At 66.5% G+C, this 17,117-nt stretch carries 15 protein-coding genes; 10 read left to right on the forward strand and 5 right to left on the reverse strand.

Annotated features, from left to right (window positions below; translation table 11 throughout):
* Positions 1 to 36: 36 nt before the first annotated feature.
* The 5 genes from HMJ39_RS00095 to HMJ39_RS00115 all read left to right on the forward strand — a co-directional run bounded on the left by HMJ39_RS00095 (position 37) and on the right by HMJ39_RS00115 (position 6,761).
* On the forward strand, positions 37 to 840 hold the full coding sequence (locus HMJ39_RS00095) for an enoyl-CoA hydratase/isomerase family protein (protein ID WP_194295809.1): 804 nt from the start codon (positions 37 to 39) through the stop codon (positions 838 to 840).
* Between the two features lie 67 nt (positions 841 to 907).
* The gene (locus HMJ39_RS00100) at positions 908 to 2,128 is read left to right on the forward strand and encodes a benzoate/H(+) symporter BenE family transporter (protein ID WP_194295810.1); all 1,221 of its coding nucleotides are present in this window, start codon (positions 908 to 910) and stop codon (positions 2,126 to 2,128) included.
* Positions 2,125 to 4,092 (forward strand): TRAP transporter permease, encoded by a 1,968-nt coding sequence (locus HMJ39_RS00105; RefSeq protein ID WP_194295811.1) that lies wholly within the window; start codon positions 2,125 to 2,127, stop codon positions 4,090 to 4,092. Before HMJ39_RS00100 ends, HMJ39_RS00105 begins: the two co-directional genes overlap by 4 nt.
* Before the next feature lie 36 nt (positions 4,093 to 4,128).
* Positions 4,129 to 5,124 carry a TAXI family TRAP transporter solute-binding subunit gene (locus HMJ39_RS00110; protein ID WP_194295812.1) on the forward strand — a complete coding sequence of 332 codons (996 nt, stop codon included), beginning with the start codon at positions 4,129 to 4,131 and terminating at the stop codon, positions 5,122 to 5,124.
* Positions 5,121 to 6,761, forward strand: a complete 1,641-nt coding sequence (locus HMJ39_RS00115) for a thiamine pyrophosphate-binding protein (RefSeq protein WP_194295813.1) — start codon at positions 5,121 to 5,123, stop codon at positions 6,759 to 6,761. Before HMJ39_RS00110 ends, HMJ39_RS00115 begins: the two co-directional genes overlap by 4 nt.
* A gap of 90 nt (positions 6,762 to 6,851) precedes the next feature.
* On the opposite strand, the gene HMJ39_RS00120 is transcribed toward HMJ39_RS00115, so the two are convergent.
* The 5 genes from HMJ39_RS00120 to HMJ39_RS00140 all read right to left on the reverse strand — a co-directional run bounded on the left by HMJ39_RS00120 (position 6,852) and on the right by HMJ39_RS00140 (position 11,285).
* The gene (locus HMJ39_RS00120; protein ID WP_194295814.1) at positions 6,852 to 7,643 is read right to left on the reverse strand and encodes a sterol desaturase family protein; all 792 of its coding nucleotides are present in this window, start codon (positions 7,641 to 7,643) and stop codon (positions 6,852 to 6,854) included.
* A 76-nt stretch (positions 7,644 to 7,719) separates the two neighbouring features.
* A complete protein-coding gene (locus HMJ39_RS00125) occupies positions 7,720 to 8,478 on the reverse strand; it encodes an SDR family NAD(P)-dependent oxidoreductase (protein ID WP_194295815.1) in 759 nt (252 codons plus the stop codon).
* A gap of 11 nt (positions 8,479 to 8,489) precedes the next feature.
* On the reverse strand, positions 8,490 to 9,749 hold the full coding sequence (locus HMJ39_RS00130) for a TRAP transporter large permease (RefSeq protein WP_194295816.1): 1,260 nt from the start codon (positions 9,747 to 9,749) through the stop codon (positions 8,490 to 8,492).
* 4 nt (positions 9,750 to 9,753) lie between these two features.
* On the reverse strand, positions 9,754 to 10,323 hold the full coding sequence (locus HMJ39_RS00135) for a TRAP transporter small permease (protein ID WP_194295817.1): 570 nt from the start codon (positions 10,321 to 10,323) through the stop codon (positions 9,754 to 9,756).
* A 65-nt stretch (positions 10,324 to 10,388) separates the two neighbouring features.
* Positions 10,389 to 11,285 (reverse strand): TRAP transporter substrate-binding protein, encoded by an 897-nt coding sequence (locus HMJ39_RS00140; protein WP_228462062.1) that lies wholly within the window; start codon positions 11,283 to 11,285, stop codon positions 10,389 to 10,391.
* 368 nt (positions 11,286 to 11,653) lie between these two features.
* Here HMJ39_RS00140 and HMJ39_RS00145 point away from each other — a divergent pair, with 368 nt between their 5' ends.
* The 5 genes from HMJ39_RS00145 (at position 11,654) to HMJ39_RS00165 (ending at position 17,106) form a co-directional block, all read left to right on the forward strand.
* Positions 11,654 to 13,078: a UbiD family decarboxylase gene (locus HMJ39_RS00145; protein ID WP_228462063.1), complete on the forward strand. Its 1,425-nt coding sequence runs from the start codon at positions 11,654 to 11,656 to the stop codon at positions 13,076 to 13,078.
* 66 nt (positions 13,079 to 13,144) lie between these two features.
* Positions 13,145 to 14,587, forward strand: coding sequence for an aldehyde dehydrogenase family protein (locus tag HMJ39_RS00150; RefSeq protein ID WP_194295819.1), 1,443 nt, complete (start codon positions 13,145 to 13,147; stop codon positions 14,585 to 14,587).
* Between the two features lie 33 nt (positions 14,588 to 14,620).
* Positions 14,621 to 15,562 (forward strand): LysR family transcriptional regulator, encoded by a 942-nt coding sequence (locus HMJ39_RS00155; RefSeq protein WP_194295820.1) that lies wholly within the window; start codon positions 14,621 to 14,623, stop codon positions 15,560 to 15,562.
* Positions 15,549 to 16,157: a UbiX family flavin prenyltransferase gene (locus HMJ39_RS00160; protein WP_194295821.1), complete on the forward strand. Its 609-nt coding sequence runs from the start codon at positions 15,549 to 15,551 to the stop codon at positions 16,155 to 16,157. Before HMJ39_RS00155 ends, HMJ39_RS00160 begins: the two co-directional genes overlap by 14 nt.
* Complete coding sequence (locus tag HMJ39_RS00165) at positions 16,144 to 17,106, forward strand: XdhC family protein (protein WP_194295822.1); 963 nt, start codon at positions 16,144 to 16,146, stop codon at positions 17,104 to 17,106. Before HMJ39_RS00160 ends, HMJ39_RS00165 begins: the two co-directional genes overlap by 14 nt.
* Positions 17,107 to 17,117 lie beyond the last annotated feature (11 nt).

The raw sequence follows: 17,117 nt of genomic DNA on the forward strand, positions 1-17,117 counted from the left end.
CCAGAACCCGGTTGATCCAAAAAAGGAAAGCACACAATGAACGTGTCCGACATTGAACAATTTCTCAGCACCGATTTCGACGGCTTCAAGGTGGAGCTGCGCACCGACCAGGAACGCGGCGACATCATCCTCGGCCGACCGCCCTACAACGTGATCGCCATGAGTCAGCGGGAATACCTGCGCCAGGTGTTCGAGGCGCTGGACGCCCACCCAGGCGTGCGCGTCATCGTGGTGCGCGCCGAGGGCCAGCACTTCTCCAGCGGCGGCGACATCCGCGGCTTCCTGGAAGCCTCGCCGGAGCATGTCTCCAAACTGGCCTGGAACGTGGCCGCCGCCGAGCGCTGCAGCAAGCCGGTGATCGCCGCCAACCGTGGCTACACCTTCGGCGTCGGTTTCGAGCTGTCGCTGGCCTGCGATTTCCGCATCGCCTCGGACACCGCCCGCTACGCCCTGCCGGAACAGAACCTGGGCCAGATTCCCGGCTCCGGCGGTTCCGCCCGGCTGCAGAAGATGATCGGCATCACCCGCACCAAGCACATGGTGATGCGCGCCAAGCGCGTCAGCGGCGAACAGGCCCAGGCCTGGGGCTTCGTCACCGAATGCGTGCCGGACGACGAGCTGGAGAGCGCCACCGATGCCCTGGTGGAAGAACTGCGCCGGTTCTCGCCGTTGGCCCAGCGCACCGCCAAGAAGCTGATCAACGACAACGAGGACTCGCCGCTGAAGGTGGCCATCGAAATGGAAGGCCATTGCTACAGCCGCCTGCGCAGCTCCGCGGACTTCAAGGAAGGCGTCGAGGCCTTCCACGAAAAACGCCCGGCCGTGTTCAAAGGCGAATAGCGCGTAACAACTCGCCGGGACCCGGGCCCCGGCCTGCCCGTCCTATAACAAAAACGGAGGCAGCACCATGTCCCAGGAAATGTCCGGCGCACCGTCCCTGCGCGCCGCGCTCAACACCCGCACCATCAGTACCGGTGTGGTGGCCGCCCTGTTCGGTTGCACCGGGCCGGCGGTGATCGTCATGAACGCCGCCGAGGCGGGGAACCTGAGCAACGCCCAAACGGTGGCCTGGCTGTTCGCCATCTACGTGCTCGGCGGGCTGATCAGCGTGATCTTCTCCCTGCGCTACCGGCTGCCCATCGCCGGGGCCTACACCATTCCCGGCGCCGCCATTCTGGCGGCGTCGCTGCAGATGATCCCCTTCAACGAGGCGGTGGGTGCCTTTATCGCCAGCGGCGTGATGGTGCTGCTGCTGGGCGCCAGCGGCCTGATCGGCCGTCTCGCTCACTGGCTGCCGGTGCCCATCGTCATGGCGATGATCGCCGGCGCCCTGTTCCGCTTCGCCACCGGCGCCGTGGATTCGGTGGTGTCGGCGCCCTGGGTGGCGGGCATCGCCGCCCTGGCGTTCTTCCTCACCGGCCGGCTGCTGCGCTCGGTGCCGCCGGTGCTGGTGGCCGGCCTGGTGGGCCTGGTGATGGCGCTGTGGCTGGGCCAGCTGAAACCCGCCGAGGTGAGCCTGGAATTCGTGATGCCCGGCTTCACCGCGCCGGCGTTTTCCTGGCAAGCGTTCTTCGCCATCGCGGTACCGCTCACCGCCCTGGTGATTGGCGCCGAGAACGCCCAGGCCATTGGCGTGCTGATGGCTGAAGGCTATGAACCGCCGGTCAACCGCATGACCATCGCCAGCGGCGTGGGCGGCATTCTCGCCGGCCTGCTGGGCGGCCACAACGCCAACATCGCCGGGCCGATGACCGCCATCTGCTCCTCCGAGCAGGCCGGCGAGGACCCGCGCCTGCGCTACGGCGCCTCCCTGGTCAACGGCATCCTGTTCATGCTGTTCGGCCTGTTCGCCGGCCTGGCGGTGCCGTTTATCCTGGCCCTGCCCAATGCGTTGATCATGGTGATCGCCGGGCTCGCCATGATCGGCGTGCTGCTCGGTGCCTTCCAGCAAGCCTTCCGCAAGAACGGCCCCTGCCAGGTGGGCGCCTTCGTGGCGCTGACCGTGGCGATGAGCAAGTTCTCCCTGCTCGGCATCAGCTCGCCGTTCTGGGCGCTGCTGCTGGGCGTGGCGGTATCCGCTCTGCTCGGTGAGATCGGCGCCGCCCGGCGCGCGGAGGCCCAGGCATGAAGAAGTACGCCAACCCGGCCAGCTTAGTGGCGCTGCTGTGGGCCCTGTTCCAGATCTGGATGGTCTACGGTTCGCCGCTGGAGTTGATCGTGGCGGTGCCCATCCACGTGATGTTCGGCGTCATGCTCACCTTCATCACCCATCCGCTGATCGCGCCGCCGGAAGGCGGCCCGCGACACTTCGGCGTCAGCCGCGCCAGTGACTACCTGCTGGTGGCGGTGGCCGCCGCCATCGCCGTGCATTACTACCTGAACGGCGAAACCCTGATCACCCGCATCGCCATGGTCGACCTGCCCACCACCACCGACCTGGTGGTGGGCGTGGTCACCATCGCCCTGGTGGTGGAGGCGGTGCGCCGTTCCCTGGGCATGGGCCTGACCACCGTGATCCTGGTGTTCCTGGTCTATCAGTTCTGCGGCCCGCTGCTGCGCGAGGTGCCGCTGCTGCGCATCATCGGCCACGACGGCCAGCCCAGCCGCATGTTCTTCGAGACCTTTATCGATCTGCAGACCATGCAGAACGAGGGCGTGTTCGGCATTCCCAGCATCGTCTCCTACGGCCAGGTGTTCTATTTCCTGCTGTTCGGCGCTTTCCTGCAGCTGTTTGGCGGCGGTCAGCTGTTCATGGATCTGTCCATGCTGCTGGTGGGCCGCCTGCGCGGCGGCATGGCCAAGGTGTCCATCGTCTCCTCCACCCTGTTCGGCGCGGTCAGCGGCAGCGCCACCGCCAACGCGGCGGTGATGGGCATGTTCACCATTCCCGCCATGAAGCGCTCCGGGATGCGCGCCGAGCAGGCCGCCGCGGTGGAGGCCACCTCCTCCACCGGCGGGCAACTGATGCCGCCGGTAATGGGCGCCGCCGCCTTCCTGATCGCCCAGTTCATGGGCATTCCCTATGCCGAGGTGGCGCTGGCGGCGATCATTCCGGCGCTACTGTTCTATCTGGCGCTGTACTTCGTGGTCGATCTGCTGGCCCGCCGCAACAATCTCAGCGGCCTGACCAAGGCGGAGCTGGAAACGGACTGGGGCAGCGTGCTCAAGCGGCTCTATCTGCTGATTCCGGTGTGCGTGCTGGTTTACCAGATCATGGCCGGCCGCGCGCTCAGTTCCGCCACCCTGGAAGCGGTCTGGCTGACCGTGTTCCTGGGACTGTTCACCCGCTGCTGGGACGGCGTGCGCGAGCACGGCCCCGCCGGTCTGGTCGGCGCCGTCCGCTCGGTGGTCAGCGACTCTGTACAGGCGCTGGACTCCGGCGCGCGCAGCGCCATCGCCGTGGCCATTCCCTGCGCCGGCGCCGGCATCGTGGTGGGCATCGCCTCCAGTACCAATCTGGGCCTGACCTTCGGCACCTTCGTGACCACCCTGTCCGGCGGCATGATGATCCCGGCCCTGCTGCTGGTGATGATCATGGTAATTGTCATGGGCATGGGCATGCCCACCACCGCCGCGTACATCATGGGCGCCATTCTCGCCATTCCGGCGCTGGATAAACTGGGCGTGCCGCAGCTGTCCTCTCATTTTTTCGTGCTGTACTTCGCCGCCCTGTCGATGGTGACGCCGCCGGTGGCGCTGGCCGCCTTCGTGGCCGGCGGCATCGCCAAGGCGGACGTCTGGAAAACCGGCTGGGCCGCGTTCCGCTACAGCCTGGCCGGCTTCCTGGTGGCGTTCGCCTTCGCCTTCAGCCCGGCACTGCTGCTGCAGGGCGAGTGGACCAAGATCGCCACCGCCACGGTCACCGCCGCCATCGGCTGCTACGCCCTGGCCGGTTGCGTGGCCGGCTTCCTGCGCACCCGCAATGCCAGGCTTGAATCCGTGCTGCTGCTGGCCGCCGCGGTGCTGCTGATCACGCCCAAACTGGCCGCTTCGCTGGTCGGTCTGGTGCTGCTCGCCGCGGTGTTGGGCGGGCAATTGTGGCGCCGGCGCGCGGCCGACACGGCATCCGTATCCACCGCGCGGCAAGAATAACGTTCGACTCAACTTTTACTATCAGGAGAACAAGAAATGCGACATCTCAGCTTCCGCTCTCTCGCTCCCGCCCTGTTCGCGGTGCTGCTCGCCCTGACCGGCGCCACGCAGGCCGCCGATCCGGTCAAGGTGAAATTCGCCGCCGGCCCCACCGGCACCACCTGGTACGCCTACGCCGGCGCCCTGCGCACGGAAATGCTCAACGGTCTGCCGCAGGGCTCCACCGTGGACATCCTCGGCACGCCGATGGCGATCGCCAACACCAAGCTGCTCACCGCCAAACGCACCGACGTGGCGCTGATCTTCCCGCCGGTGGCGTCCTGGGCCGAGCGCGGCTTCGGCCCGTTCGACAAGAAAATCGACAATATCCGTGGCCTGGTGGGCGGCCTGGATCAGTACTACCAGCGCGTTACCGTGCAGAAGAACAGCGACATCAAAAGCCTCGCCGACATCAAGAAAGGCAAGCTGGCGGTGCGCATCGGCACCGGCCCCCAGGGCAGCCTCAATGAGTACATCGCGCGTTTGATCCTGGCCGCCAACGACCTCAGCTACGAGGACATCGAATCCTTCGGCGGCAGCGTCAGCCGCTCCAGCCTGAGCATCCTTCAGGACCAGTTCGGCGACGGTAAACTGGACATGATCATCGGCATCACCACCGCCGGTCATCCCAACACCTCGCAACTGTCGATCACTCCCGGGCAGCGCTTCCTGAGCCTCGGCGACGACGCCATCGCCTACCTGGAAAAATACGGCTTCACCCCGGCCACCATGCCGGCGGACCTGTTCGAAGGACAGAACGAACCGGTCAAGGGCGTGGGCTTCAGCACCTCCATCTACGCCAACGCGGACATGCCGGAAGAAGAGGCCTACCAGATCACCAAGGCGATCATGGAAGGCCGTGAAAGCGTGCAACGCTCGTTCGGTTCCATGGCCGGCTGGACCGTGGAAGGCGCCGCCGCCGACGAAAACCTGGCGGTGCCGCTGCACCCCGGCGCCAAAAAGTACTACCAGGAAGCGGCGCAAGCACAATGACCACCGCCAGCGCGCAAGGCCGCACCGGCGGCCAGGTGATCATCGACCTGCTGCGCCGCAACGGCGTGGACAGGGTGTTCACGGTGCCCGGCGAAAGCTTTCTGCCGGTGCTGGACGCGCTCCACGATGCCCCGGACATTGAATTGGTGGTGTGCCGTCAGGAGGGCGGCGCCACCATGATGGCCGAGGCCCATGCCAAGCTCACCGGACGCCCCGGGGTGTGCTTCGTGACCCGCGGGCCGGGCAGCGCCAACGCCCTGACCGGCCTGCACGTGGCGTCCCAGGACTCGACCCCGCTGCTGGTGTTCGTCGGCCAGGTGCCGAGCGGCTTCCAGGAGCGCGAGGCCTGGCAAGAAGTGGACGTGCAGTCGCTGTTCGGTTCGGTGGCGAAGTGGGCCATCGATCTGCAGCACAGCGAGCGGCTTCCGGAATACCTGGGCCGCGCCTTCGCCACCGCCCGCTCCGGCCGCCAGGGGCCGGTGGTGATCGGCCTGGCCGAGGATCTGCTTTATGAATCGGTGACGGTGGTGGATACCGCCGCCGTCACCCCGGCGCAAAGCTATCCGGCGGTGCGCGACGTGCGCGCCCTGGAGCGCCGGCTGGCGGCGGCGCGCCGTCCGCTGGCGGTGTTCGGCGGCTCCGGCTGGGACAGCGAAAGCCACGACAAACTGCGCCGCTTCGCGGAGGCCCACGGCGTGCCGGTGGTCACCGGCTTCCGGCGCCAGGACCGCTTTGACAACAGCCACCGGCTGTACGCCGGTGACGCCGGGCTCGGCATGAACCCGGCGCTGGCGGCATTGATCGAGGAAGCGGATCTGATCCTGGCGGTGGGCACCCGGCTCGGCGACATCACCACCCGCCACTATCAACTGCTGGAGGTGCCCCGGCCCCACCAGCAACTGATCCATGTGCACCCGCAGCCGGAAGAGTTGGGGCGGGTTTATCACACCGATCTGGCGATCTGCGCCGGCGTGCGCGGCTTCGCCGAAACCGTCGCCCTGCGCGCCGACCGGCCGCTGGATGACAAACGCCGCGCCTGGCTGGAACGGGCCGGCCAGGTGTACCGGGACTGGGCCAACCCCACCGAATCCCCCGGTCCCATGCAACTGGCCCGGGTGGTGCAATGGCTCGGCCAACGGCTGCCGCCGGAGGCGGTGGTCAGCAACGGCGCCGGCAATTACACCCTCTGGGTGCATCGCTTCTATCCGTTCCGCGCCCTTGGCAGCGCCCTGGCGCCCACCTCCGGCTCCATGGGCTACGGGCTGCCGGCGGCGATCGCCGCCAAGCTCGCTGATCGGCAACGGCCGGCGGTGTGTTTCGCCGGCGACGGCTGTTTTCTGATGACCTGTCAGGAACTGGCCACCGCCGTGCAATACGGCGCCAACGTCATCGTCATCGTGGTCAACAACTGCTCCTACGGGTCCATCCGCATGCACCAGGAAAGGCAGTATCCGGGCCGGCGCTACGGCACCGATCTGGTCAACCCGGATCTGGTCACCCTGGCACGCTCCTTCGGTGCCGAGGCGGAGCGCGTGGAAGAGAGCGAGGATTTTCCGGCGGTGTTTGAACGGGCCCTGGAGGCGGACCGGCCGTTTCTGATCGAGCTGCCCATCGATCCGTCGATTCTTAAACCCTGAGCCGGTGGTGATCGCGGCTAAAGCCGCTCCTAAGGTGCATGCATCCACGGTAGGAGCGGCTTCAGCCGCGACCCGCCACTTGCGCCGGGATCACTCCCCCGCCGGTGCGCCCCGCTCCGGTCGGGGCTTCTTCTGCACATCCAGCTTTTCCTGAATCTCCGGTTTGCGGGCGTCATCGGACATGCCGTTGAAGAGCGTGCCGATCACGCCCTTGTTCAGATCGCTGGTGCCGAACAGGGCGTCGCAGAGCGGAAACGTCAGGTTGAAATTGTGGGTGTGCATGAAGTCCGGATTGTGGTGCAGCACGTGCATGCGCCGCACCGTGTTCACCAGCGGCAGGCGATCCAGAATCGGATGTTCCAGGTGGGAGAGGGTGTGCAGGCCCTCGTACATCAGGAAGTACGCGGCCATGGTCAGCACCGCGATGTAGCCGGCGTTGGCGGACCACAGCATGCCCAGCAGCAGCGCCGGGGGCACGGCGGCGCCGACGAACAGCACCGGCGCGAACGGGGGAAACAGCAGCGCCCGCCAGTCGCGCTGGCCGTGGTAGTCCAGGGTCCGGTGGGAAAAGAACTGGTGGTGGGTGGCCACGTGGCGCTTGTAGGCGGACTTCAGCAGGCTGCGCGGGCTGTGCAGCAGGTAACGGTGCCCGGCCCATTCCGCCCAGTTGCCGAACACCAGCATGGGCACCACCACGAATAGCCATTCCGACCAGCTTGTGTCGTGCAGTCGGGTGGCGCAAAACAGAATCACGCCGAAGGTGAAAATCAGGGTGAACGCCAGATGCATTTCACCCCGGTACCAGGCGGGCGTGGACGCCCGATACTGCTCACGAAAAGCGTGGGACTTTTCGACGATGACTTCTTCTCTACTGGGTTTCATGGTCCTCTCCCATACTACTTTGTTGGAATGTTTATTGATGACGGAGGTGTGGGGTGCCGGGCGAGCCCGGCGAGGCTCAGTGCATCACCGAGCCACCGTCCACCACCACGGTCTCGCCGGTCATGAAGGCGCTGTCATCGGACGCCAGAAACAGCAGCGGCCCGATCAAATCGTCCGGCATCTGGTCGCGTTTGAGGGCGCGGCTGGCCAGGACCGGCGCGGTGAGCGTGTCGCGCATGGCTTCGTTGGCGATCACACCTTCGCTGAGCACCAGCCCGGGGGCCAGCGTATTCACGGCGATGCCGAATTCCCCCAGCTCCCGGGCCAGGCCCCGGGTCAGGGTCAGGATGGCGCCCTTGGAGGTAACGTAATGCAGCAGGCCCGGGGTGCCCTTGAACGGCGTGCCGGAGGAAATATTGATGATGCGGCCGTAGTTCCGCGCCTTCATCATCGGCGCCACCGCGCGGGCACAGACAAAGGGGCCGCGCACGTTCACCGCCATCACCTTGTCCCACTCGTCCAGATCGATCTGGTCGAACGGACGCATTTGCAGGGAGGCATAGATGGCGGCGTTATTGACCAGCACGTCGATGCGGCCGAACCGTTCCTGGACGGTTTCCGCCATGGCCCGGGCCTGGTCCTGGTCGGTGACGTCGGTCTTGATGTACAGGGCCCGTTGCCCGCCGGCCTCGATCTCGGCGGCCACGGCGCTGCCGTCGAGCACGTCGGCGATGGCCACGTCGGCGCCTTCCGCCGCCAGTGCCCGGGCGTAGGTGGCGCCGATACCCTGGGCGCCACCGGTGACGATGACGACTTTATTCTTCATGCGATTCATAACAGTTCTCCTTATAGGAACGCGGTCACCAGATCGGGCATCCAGGTGATCAGCAGCAGCACCAGCACCGTCACCAGCAGGAACGGCAGCAACGCCTTGATGATGTCGCCCGGCTTGCAACCGGTGACCCGGGAGGCCACGTAAAGGGCGGCGCCCACCGGCGGCGTCAACAGCCCCAGCGTCAGGTTGATGCACATCAGCACGCCCAGGTGATAGGGGTTGATGCCGTAGACGGCTTGCGCCACCGGCAGCACGATGGGCACCAGCAGGATCAGGGCGGCGATGCCGTCCAGCACCATGCCGACCATCAGCAGCAGGCCCATCAATAGCAGCAGATAAACGAATGGATCGGAGGTCATGCTTTGCATCAACTCGCCCAGCCGCTGGGGCAGCTGTTCGTAGATGATCACCCAGCCGAACACCGCCGCCGCCGCCACCAGGGCCAGCACCACGCCGCTGTTGATGGCCACGCGCAGCAGCATGTCGCCCATGCGGTCGGTCTTCATCTCGCCGTGGGCGAAGCGGCCCACCAGCACCGCCATGGCGGCGCCCACGGCGGCCGCCTCGGTGGGGGTGGCCAGGCCACCGACGATGCTGCCGATCATCACCACCGGCACGCTCAGCGACGGGATACTGGCCACCACGTTGCGCAGTGCCTGGCGCAGGGTCAGCCGCTCGTTCTTCGGGTATTCATGAATAAAGCCGAGCACGGCGATGACCAGAATGAAGCCCACCGCCATCAGCAGCCCGGGGACGATGCCGGCCACGAACAGATCGCCGATCGAGATCTGCGCCAGCACGCCGAAGATCACGAACAGCATGGACGGCGGAATCACCGGCGCCAGCAAAGCACCGGCGGCGGTGGTGGCGGTAGCGAAACTGCGGTCGTACCCCTTGCGGTGCATTTCCGGCACCATCACCTGGGACATCACCGCCACCTGAGCGTTGGCGGAGCCGACGATGGACGCCAGCATCATGTTGGCGAGGATATTGATATAGGCCAGCCCGCCGCGGATGGAACCGAGAAAGACCGAGGCGAAGGCCACCAATCGGCGGGTCAGCCCGCCTTCGTTCATCAGTTCGCCGACCAGCATGAACAGCGGAATGGCCAGCAGGCCGTACTGACTGAGCCCGCCGAAAAACTGCTGCGGGTAGGACAGGAACAGCACCGCGTTGTCACTGCTGACGATGTAGGCCATGGCACTGACCGCCAGCACCAGCGCGATGGGCATGCCGATAAAAAGCAGAACGAGAAAAATAACGGCTACCATGGAGTTACTCCGCCACCGGGTGGGCTTCGGGAGGATCGACGAACGCCGAGCGCGGCGTCCGGCAGGTGCGCAGCAGGTTGGCCAGGGCGTGCACGCTGCTGGTCACCGAGACCACCGGCAGGATCAGCCAGAACCAGAACTTGGGCACGCCCAGGGTTTCCGTGGGCTCCTGATAGATGTAGTTGAAGCTGTCCGCCGCGAAGGTCTCGATATTGAAATCACTGTGGATCAGCAGCAGCGGATTGAACCAGCGGTAGCACAGCACGACCAGCGCCACGCAGAACCCCAGCACCACCAGGTCGGAGATCAGCTGCAGCACCTTGCGGGCGGTGGGCGGCACCGCCCCGGTGAGCAGCGTCACCGCCACCGCATCGCGGCTCTTCAGCGTGATGCTCAGACCCAGCATCGCCAGCCACACCATCATCAGCACGGCCAGTTCATCGAGCCAGAAAATCGGTGCCTTGAAGAAGCGACCGAACACGTTCAGCAGAATCATGATTGGCAGGGCGACCACAAGAAGACGGACCGCGCCACGTTCCACACGGGCGAACCCGTTGCTTAACGCCTGAATCATAACGGGGGTTTCCTGACGGTGATTCTTTCGGAAACCGGGCCGCCGGGGCGGCGGCCCGGGCGGGCTCAGAGTTGCCCGGCTTCCTTGCGAAGCTCGGACAGGACCGGGGCCTTCTTGGTCCAGATCTCTTCCCACTGATCCAGTTTGTCGCCGAAGTAGTCGGGACCGGCTTCCACCACCTTGACGCCTTCGCTTTCAATGTCGGCGCGGGTTTTTTCGCCGAACGCCATGTAATAAGCGGCCAGCCCGCCCAGGTGCTTGCGGGTCAGTTCGCGGAGAACGTCACGGTCCTCCTCGGTCATGCCGGCCCAGGTGCGGCCGGATACCAAGCCCACCACCGGGAACATCATATGGCCGCTGAGCAGCAGGGTTTTGGCGCGTTCGTAGAGACGCAGTTTCCAGACCAGTTCCAGATCCGCGTCGACGCCGTCCACCTGACCGTTGGCCAGGGCGTCGTACACGTCGGTGAGCGGCATGGGGGTGGAGACAGCGCCCAGCAACCGGTAGAAGTCCTGCACCGGCGGGAACGGAGTGATGCGGATTTTGCGGCCTTCCAGAGCGCCCACGTTATCGGAGGGGAAAGCGTTGAGCATCATGCGCATGCCGGCCACGCCGTAGCCCAGGCCCACGGTGCCGGTCTTGACCGGCAGCTTTTCCAGCAGCCCCTGGGCGGCGGGGCCCTTGAGCAACTGGTCCGCCTGTTTCTCGTTTTCCACCAGATAGGGCGCGAACAGGGCGCCGAACTCGGGCACCCGGTTGACCACCTGGGCCACGGTCATGAACGACATATCCAGCGCTCCGGTCTGCATCTGCTGCAGCATTTGCGCTTCGCTGCCGAGCTGGCCGGCGGGGAACAAGGTGACGCTGTAACGGCCGTCGGTGCGCTGCTCCAGTTCCTTGCCCATCTCCCGGGCGGCCTGACTCCAGGCGTGGTCGCCGGGCACGATCAATCCGAGTTTCAATTCCTTGGCGCCGACTACCGTGCTAAATGCCAGGACGGCCACACAGATCAAGGCTCGAAAGCAAAGGGTTGTTGTATTCATCGCACTACCTTTTTTCTGCAAGTATTTGTTTTTAGTTATTTCCTGATCTGTAAGGACGCTATCACAGCGCCCTGAAAGCCGCCCATTAACTTATAGTGATTCGTCCAATCACCGAACATTATGGAAAGGCACAACGCTTTTTTCTTATATGGCGGGACAACGTATGGCGTGGCGCGGGGCCGCGATATCGCCGGCGCTGATGAAGCGCATCAGAATTGCTTAATAGGAAGGCATCGATCCGGCTTATAGCATGGCGTTCAAACAAAAACCGACAAAGGGACGCCGACATGCCCTCCATGCCTTCCAACACCGTCGACACCACCGCGCCGCCCGTGGGCGCCAGCCTGCGCGGCTGGCTGGACCATCTGCAGCAGAGCCGGCGGCTCAGCGTGATCGAGCCGGGCACGGACCTGCGCTTTCAAGTGGCGGCCATCGCCAACCGGCTCGACGGCCGCAGTGCTTCCCTGTTTCCCCGCCCCGGCGGCCACGACATCCCGGTGATCTCCGGGCTGCTGTCGCACCGCGACTGGATGGCGGAGGCCATGGGCGTGGCGCCCTCCGAAGTGCTGGCGCGCTTCCAGGAGGCCAGCCTCAATCCGGTTCCCTGGCGGGAGGTGGCGACGCCGGCCTGCCAGCAAGTGGTTCACCGGGAGGTGGATCTCAACCGTCAGTTGCCGATCCCTACCCATAACGAACACGACAGCGGCGCCTACATCACCGCCGGGCTGCTGATCAGCCGCAACCCGCGCACCGGCGTGCAGAACGTGTCCATTCACCGTCTGCAGGTGAGCAGCGCCAACCGGCTCGGCGCCCTGCTGCTGCCGCGCCATACCCTGGCCTACTTCCAGGAAACGGAAAGCGCCGGCGAGGACCTGGAAGTGGCCGTGGTGGTGGGCAACGATCCGCTCACCCTGATGGCCTCCCAGGCCATCGTGCCCCTGGACCACGACGAACTGGAAATCGCCGGCGCCCTGCACGGCCAGCCGCTCCAGGTGGCGCAATGCGTCACCAACCGCATCCGCGTGCCCGCCGAGGCGGAGATCGTCATCGAGGGCCGGCTGCTGGCCAACGCCCGCGAGGAGGAAGGCCCGTTCGGCGAATTCCCGCAATACTACGGCGAGCGCGCCGAGCGTCATGTGATCGAGGTGGACGCGGTCACTCACCGTGAGGCGCCCATGTTCCACACCATCGTCGGCGGCGGCCTGGAGCATCTGTTGCTCGGCGGCATTCCCCGCGAGGCCACCATGCTGGCGCACCTGCGGCGCAGCTTCCCGTCGGTGCGCGACGTGCACCTGGCCCGTGGCGGCGTGTGCCGTTACCACCTCTATGTACAGATCGACAAGCGCTCCGAGGGCGAAGGCAAGAACGTCATCCTCGGCGCCCTGGGCGGCCACTACGACATCAAGCACGTGGTGGTGGTGGACGGCGACGTCAACATCCACGACCCCAACGAAGTGGAATGGGCGGTGGCCACCCGCTTCCAGGCCGACCGCGACCTGGTGCTGATCCACGAGGGCCAGGGCTCCAAGCTGGACCCCTCCACCCGCGACGGGGTCGGCTCGAAGATGGGCTTCGACGCCACCGTGCCCCTGGACGCACCGCCCATGCGCTTCAAGCGCATCCGCGTGCCCGGCGAGACGGAGGTGGACCTGGACGCGGTCAGCACCCCCGCCGGCGACGACTGGCGACAACAACTGATTCCCTCCCGTTAACCTCGGTGCCGGTCGCCGCCCACGGGTGGCGGCCGTTTTTTTGCACCGTCAGAGGAGAACAACAACATGCAGGCACGACACTACATCAACGGCGAATGGCGCGACGGCGACGGCTGGGTGGACAGCCTGGACCCGGCCAGCGGCGAGTGCCTGGGCGCGTTCGCCGAAGGCGGTGAAGCCCAGGCCCGGGCGGCGGTGGAGGCCGCCGCGCACGCCTTCGAACAGCCGGGTTGGGCGCAGAATCCTCGCCTGCGCCAACAGGTACTGCTGGCCTGGGCCGCCGCTCTGGAGCCGCGCCGGGAGGCACTGGCCGAGCTGCTTACCCGCGAGAACGGCAAACCCCTGGCCCAGTCCCGGGGCGAGATCGGCGGCGCCATCTCGGAGATCCTCTATTACGCCGGCCTGGCCCGGCACAATCCCGGCGCCGCCATGGAAGTGGCGCCGGGGGAATTCTCCACCCTGTTCCGCGAACCCGCCGGGGTGGCCGGCCTGATCATTCCCTGGAACGCCCCGGGCGTATTGCTGATTCGCGCCCTGGCCCCGGCCCTGGCCGCCGGCTGCACCACGGTGATCAAGCCCGCCGCCCAAACCGCCCTGTTCAACGCCGCCATCCTGGAGCCGCTGCTGGCCCTGGACGCCCTGCCCGCCGGGGTGGTCAACCTGTTCACGGAAAGCGGCCACGCCGGCGCCGCCCACCTGGTGGCCAGCCCGAGGGTGGACGTACTCAGCTTCACCGGATCCACCGCCACCGGCACCCGCATCATGCAGGACGCGGCGCCGACCATGAAGAAACTGTCCCTGGAGCTGGGCGGCAAATCCTGCTGCCTGGTGTTCGAGGACGCGGACGTGGAAGCCATCGCCCCGCGACTGGCGGCGGCGGCCACCATCATCTCCGGGCAGCAATGCACCGCCGCCCGCCGGGTACTGGTGCACGCCAGCCGCCTGGAGGCCATGAAAAAAGCCCTGGGCAGCGCCCTGGCCGCCCTGCCCCTGGGCCACGGCCTCAAGCCGGACAGCCGCATCGGCCCGCTGATCGACCACCGCGCCCGGGACCTGGTGGCCGGCCAGATGGACCAGGCCCAGCAAAGCTGCGACCAGGTAATCCTGGCCGGCGGCCGGCCGGACGATCCTACATTGCGGGACGGTGCTTTCCTGACGCCGAGTCTGATCCAGCACCGCGACAGCGGCGCTTTCTTCTGCCAGGAGGAAATTTTCGGGCCATTACTGGTGTTGGAGAGCTTCGAGGACGAAGCGGAAGCGGTGGCGCGCGCCAATCACACCGAGTTCGGCCTCTCGGCCAGTGTCTGGACGCGGGACGGTGCCCGCGCCCTTCGCGTGGCCCGGGCACTCCGTGATGGTACAATATGGATCAACGACCATAACAAGCTGTTCGCCGAGGCGGAGACCGGTGGCTATCGCAAGAGCGGCCTCGGCCGGCTGCACGGCTTCGACGCGCTGATGGATTTCACCGAGCTGAAACACGTCTATCAAAGCGTCGGGACGGTGTGAACCCGAGGACCCAGGTCCCGAACCGAGGCCACCATGGAGCTACGCCAGCTAAAGTACTTCACCTGTCTGTACGAGGAAGGGTCGGTGACGCGCGCCGCCCAGCGGCTCAACATTGTTCAACCGGCCCTGTCGATGCAGATTTCCAAGCTGGAGGAGGAACTCGGCCAGCCACTGTTCGAACGCACCTCCAAGGGCATGATCCCCACCGAGACCGGTGAGCAGGCCTACCGGCTGTTCATGCCGCTGCTCGGCCAGCTCCTGGAGGCGCGGCAGACCCTGATCCACCGCAACGGCGAGATCAGCGGTCGCATCCACGCCGGCCTGATCGCCTCGGCGGCCAACCAGGCCCTGGCCAGCACCCTGGCCTACTTCGTGGAGCACCACCCCAACGTGGAGCTGCAGGTCAGCTACGGCTACAGCCAGAACCTGATCGACCGGGTGCTCTCCGGGGATCTGGACTTCGCCGTCATCAACCAGAGTTTCCAGCAGGAACGGCTCACCCGCATCGACCTGGTGGACGAGGAACTGCTGGTGGCCACCGGCGCCGCCAACCGTCTGCGCGTGCCCACCCCGGTGCCACTCTCCGCCCTGCGCGAGCTGAAACTGGTGCTGCCCTCCCGGCTGCATGGCCTGCGCATCGTCATCGACCAGTCCCTGGCGGCGCTGGGGCTGGAGGTAAGCCCGGATCTGGAACTGGACGACCTCACCGTGATCGAGAGCTTTCTGCGTCGAGGCGACTACGTCAGCATCCTGCCCGCCACGGTGCTGCGCCAGGGCCTGGAGGAAGGCGCTCTGCGCGCCTACCCGCTGGAGCGCCCCGGCCTCAACCGCAGCATGGTGTGCGTGCACGACAGCCGCCGCCCGCTGTCGCCGGCGGCCCGCCTGTTCGTGGACATCATCGGCAAGACCCTGGCCACCGGGCTCGATGCCATTCATTTCTACAAGGAAGGCGCCACCGACCATGACCTCGACTGAAGCCCGCCCGCAACGCCTGATCATCGGCATTTCCGGCGCCTCCGGCGCCGTCTACGGCGTGCGCCTGCTGGAACTGCTACGCGACAGCCCCATCGAAACCCATCTGGTGGTGAGCAAGTCGGCGCTGATCACCGTGGCCCACGAAACCGGCCTGTCCTGGTCGGACCTCAAGCCCATGGCCTCGGTGTGCTACTCCAACCAGGACATCGGCGCCGCCATCGCCAGCGGCTCCTACAAGACCCTGGGCATGATCGTGGCGCCCTGCTCCATGCGCTCCATGTCGGAGATCGCCAGCGGCGTCACCTCCACCCTGCTGACCCGGGCCGCCGACGTGATTCTCAAGGAACGCCGCCGGCTGGCATTGATGGTGCGCGAGACGCCGCTGCACCGGAACCACCTGCGCACCATGACCGAACTCACCGAACTGGGCGCCATCATCGCGCCGCCGGTGCCGGCCTTCTACGCGCTGCCGAAAACCCTGGACGAGATGGTCGACCACAGCCTCGGCCGGGTGCTGGACCTGTTCGACATCGAGCTGGGCATCGTGCGGCGCTGGCGCGACGACAACCCGGACGCCGGCCATGCAACCCCTTGATCTGCAGGTCATCGAGCAGGCCCTGGAATGGGCCGGGGACGGCCATCCGGTGTGGCTGTGCACGGTGCTGTCCACCTATGGCTCGGCGCCGCGCTCGCCGGGGGCCATGCTGGTGGCCAGGGGCGACGGTGCCCATGTCGGTTCCCTGTCCGGCGGCTGCGTGGAAGAGGAATTTCTCGAGGGTCTGGCCCGCGACGATTTCCCGGCGCCGGCCCAGGTGGTGCGTTATGGCCAGAGCGAGGACGAACGCCAACGCCTGCAACTGCCCTGCGGCGGCAGCCTGCTGGTGCTGGTGGAGCGGCGGGCGCCCGGCGCGGACTGGATCGACCATCTGACCACCCTGCGCTACACCCTGCTCGGCCAACACCGCCGGGTGCGCCACATCGACCTCACCGACGGCGCCCTGACACTGACACCGGACCACGGCGGCGAAGCGGCGCGGCTGCTCGGCGAGCGGGTGGAGATCCGCATCGGGCCGGTGCTGCGCCTGCTGCTCGCCGGCGTGTCGCCGGTGGCGCGGGTCTGCGCCGGCTTCGCCGTGGAGCTGGGCTGCGAGGTGATCGTGTGCGATCCCCGGGACGACAAACAGGGCGCGCTGGCCGGGGTCCGGGTGCGCCCGGTGATGCCCTCGGCCTTCATCGCCGAGGGCGGCTGCCATGAAACCACCGCGGTGGTGGCGCTCACCCATGACCCGCGCATCGACGACCTGGCCCTGATGGAAGCGGTGCGCACGCCGGCCTTCTACATCGGCGCCATGGGTTCGCAACGCACTTCCGAGCGGCGCGCCGAGCGGCTGCGCCGCGTCGGCGGCCTGGATGACGACCAGATCGGGCGTATCCATATGCCCATCGGCCTGAACCTGGGCAGCAAGACGCCGGCGGAGATCGCCCTGGCGGTGATGGCCGACGTCCTGCGCGTCTATCGCGGCAAACGCCGCGATGCACTTTGAGGAGAAGCGAG

Origin of the sequence: Alloalcanivorax profundimaris, assembly GCF_015265435.1 — a bacterium.
Lineage (GTDB): Bacteria > Pseudomonadota > Gammaproteobacteria > Pseudomonadales > Alcanivoracaceae > Alloalcanivorax > Alloalcanivorax profundimaris.

What these genes read in the sequence shown, in the direction of transcription:
- HMJ39_RS00145 (WP_228462063.1), top strand. Translation starts at nt 11,654, where the DNA reads ATGCCCTCCATGCCTTCCAACACCGTCGACACCACCGCGCCGCCCGTG.
- HMJ39_RS00120 (WP_194295814.1), bottom strand. Translation starts at nt 7,643, where the DNA reads ATGAAACCCAGTAGAGAAGAAGTCATCGTCGAAAAGTCCCACGCTTTT.
- HMJ39_RS00125 (WP_194295815.1), bottom strand. Translation starts at nt 8,478, where the DNA reads ATGAATCGCATGAAGAATAAAGTCGTCATCGTCACCGGTGGCGCCCAG.
- HMJ39_RS00100 (WP_194295810.1), top strand. Translation starts at nt 908, where the DNA reads ATGTCCCAGGAAATGTCCGGCGCACCGTCCCTGCGCGCCGCGCTCAAC.
- HMJ39_RS00135 (WP_194295817.1), bottom strand. Translation starts at nt 10,323, where the DNA reads ATGATTCAGGCGTTAAGCAACGGGTTCGCCCGTGTGGAACGTGGCGCG.
- HMJ39_RS00155 (WP_194295820.1), top strand. Translation starts at nt 14,621, where the DNA reads ATGGAGCTACGCCAGCTAAAGTACTTCACCTGTCTGTACGAGGAAGGG.
- HMJ39_RS00115 (WP_194295813.1), top strand. Translation starts at nt 5,121, where the DNA reads ATGACCACCGCCAGCGCGCAAGGCCGCACCGGCGGCCAGGTGATCATC.
- HMJ39_RS00165 (WP_194295822.1), top strand. Translation starts at nt 16,144, where the DNA reads ATGCAACCCCTTGATCTGCAGGTCATCGAGCAGGCCCTGGAATGGGCC.
- HMJ39_RS00105 (WP_194295811.1), top strand. Translation starts at nt 2,125, where the DNA reads ATGAAGAAGTACGCCAACCCGGCCAGCTTAGTGGCGCTGCTGTGGGCC.
- HMJ39_RS00095 (WP_194295809.1), top strand. Translation starts at nt 37, where the DNA reads ATGAACGTGTCCGACATTGAACAATTTCTCAGCACCGATTTCGACGGC.
- HMJ39_RS00130 (WP_194295816.1), bottom strand. Translation starts at nt 9,749, where the DNA reads ATGGTAGCCGTTATTTTTCTCGTTCTGCTTTTTATCGGCATGCCCATC.
- HMJ39_RS00160 (WP_194295821.1), top strand. Translation starts at nt 15,549, where the DNA reads ATGACCTCGACTGAAGCCCGCCCGCAACGCCTGATCATCGGCATTTCC.
- HMJ39_RS00150 (WP_194295819.1), top strand. Translation starts at nt 13,145, where the DNA reads ATGCAGGCACGACACTACATCAACGGCGAATGGCGCGACGGCGACGGC.
- HMJ39_RS00110 (WP_194295812.1), top strand. Translation starts at nt 4,129, where the DNA reads ATGCGACATCTCAGCTTCCGCTCTCTCGCTCCCGCCCTGTTCGCGGTG.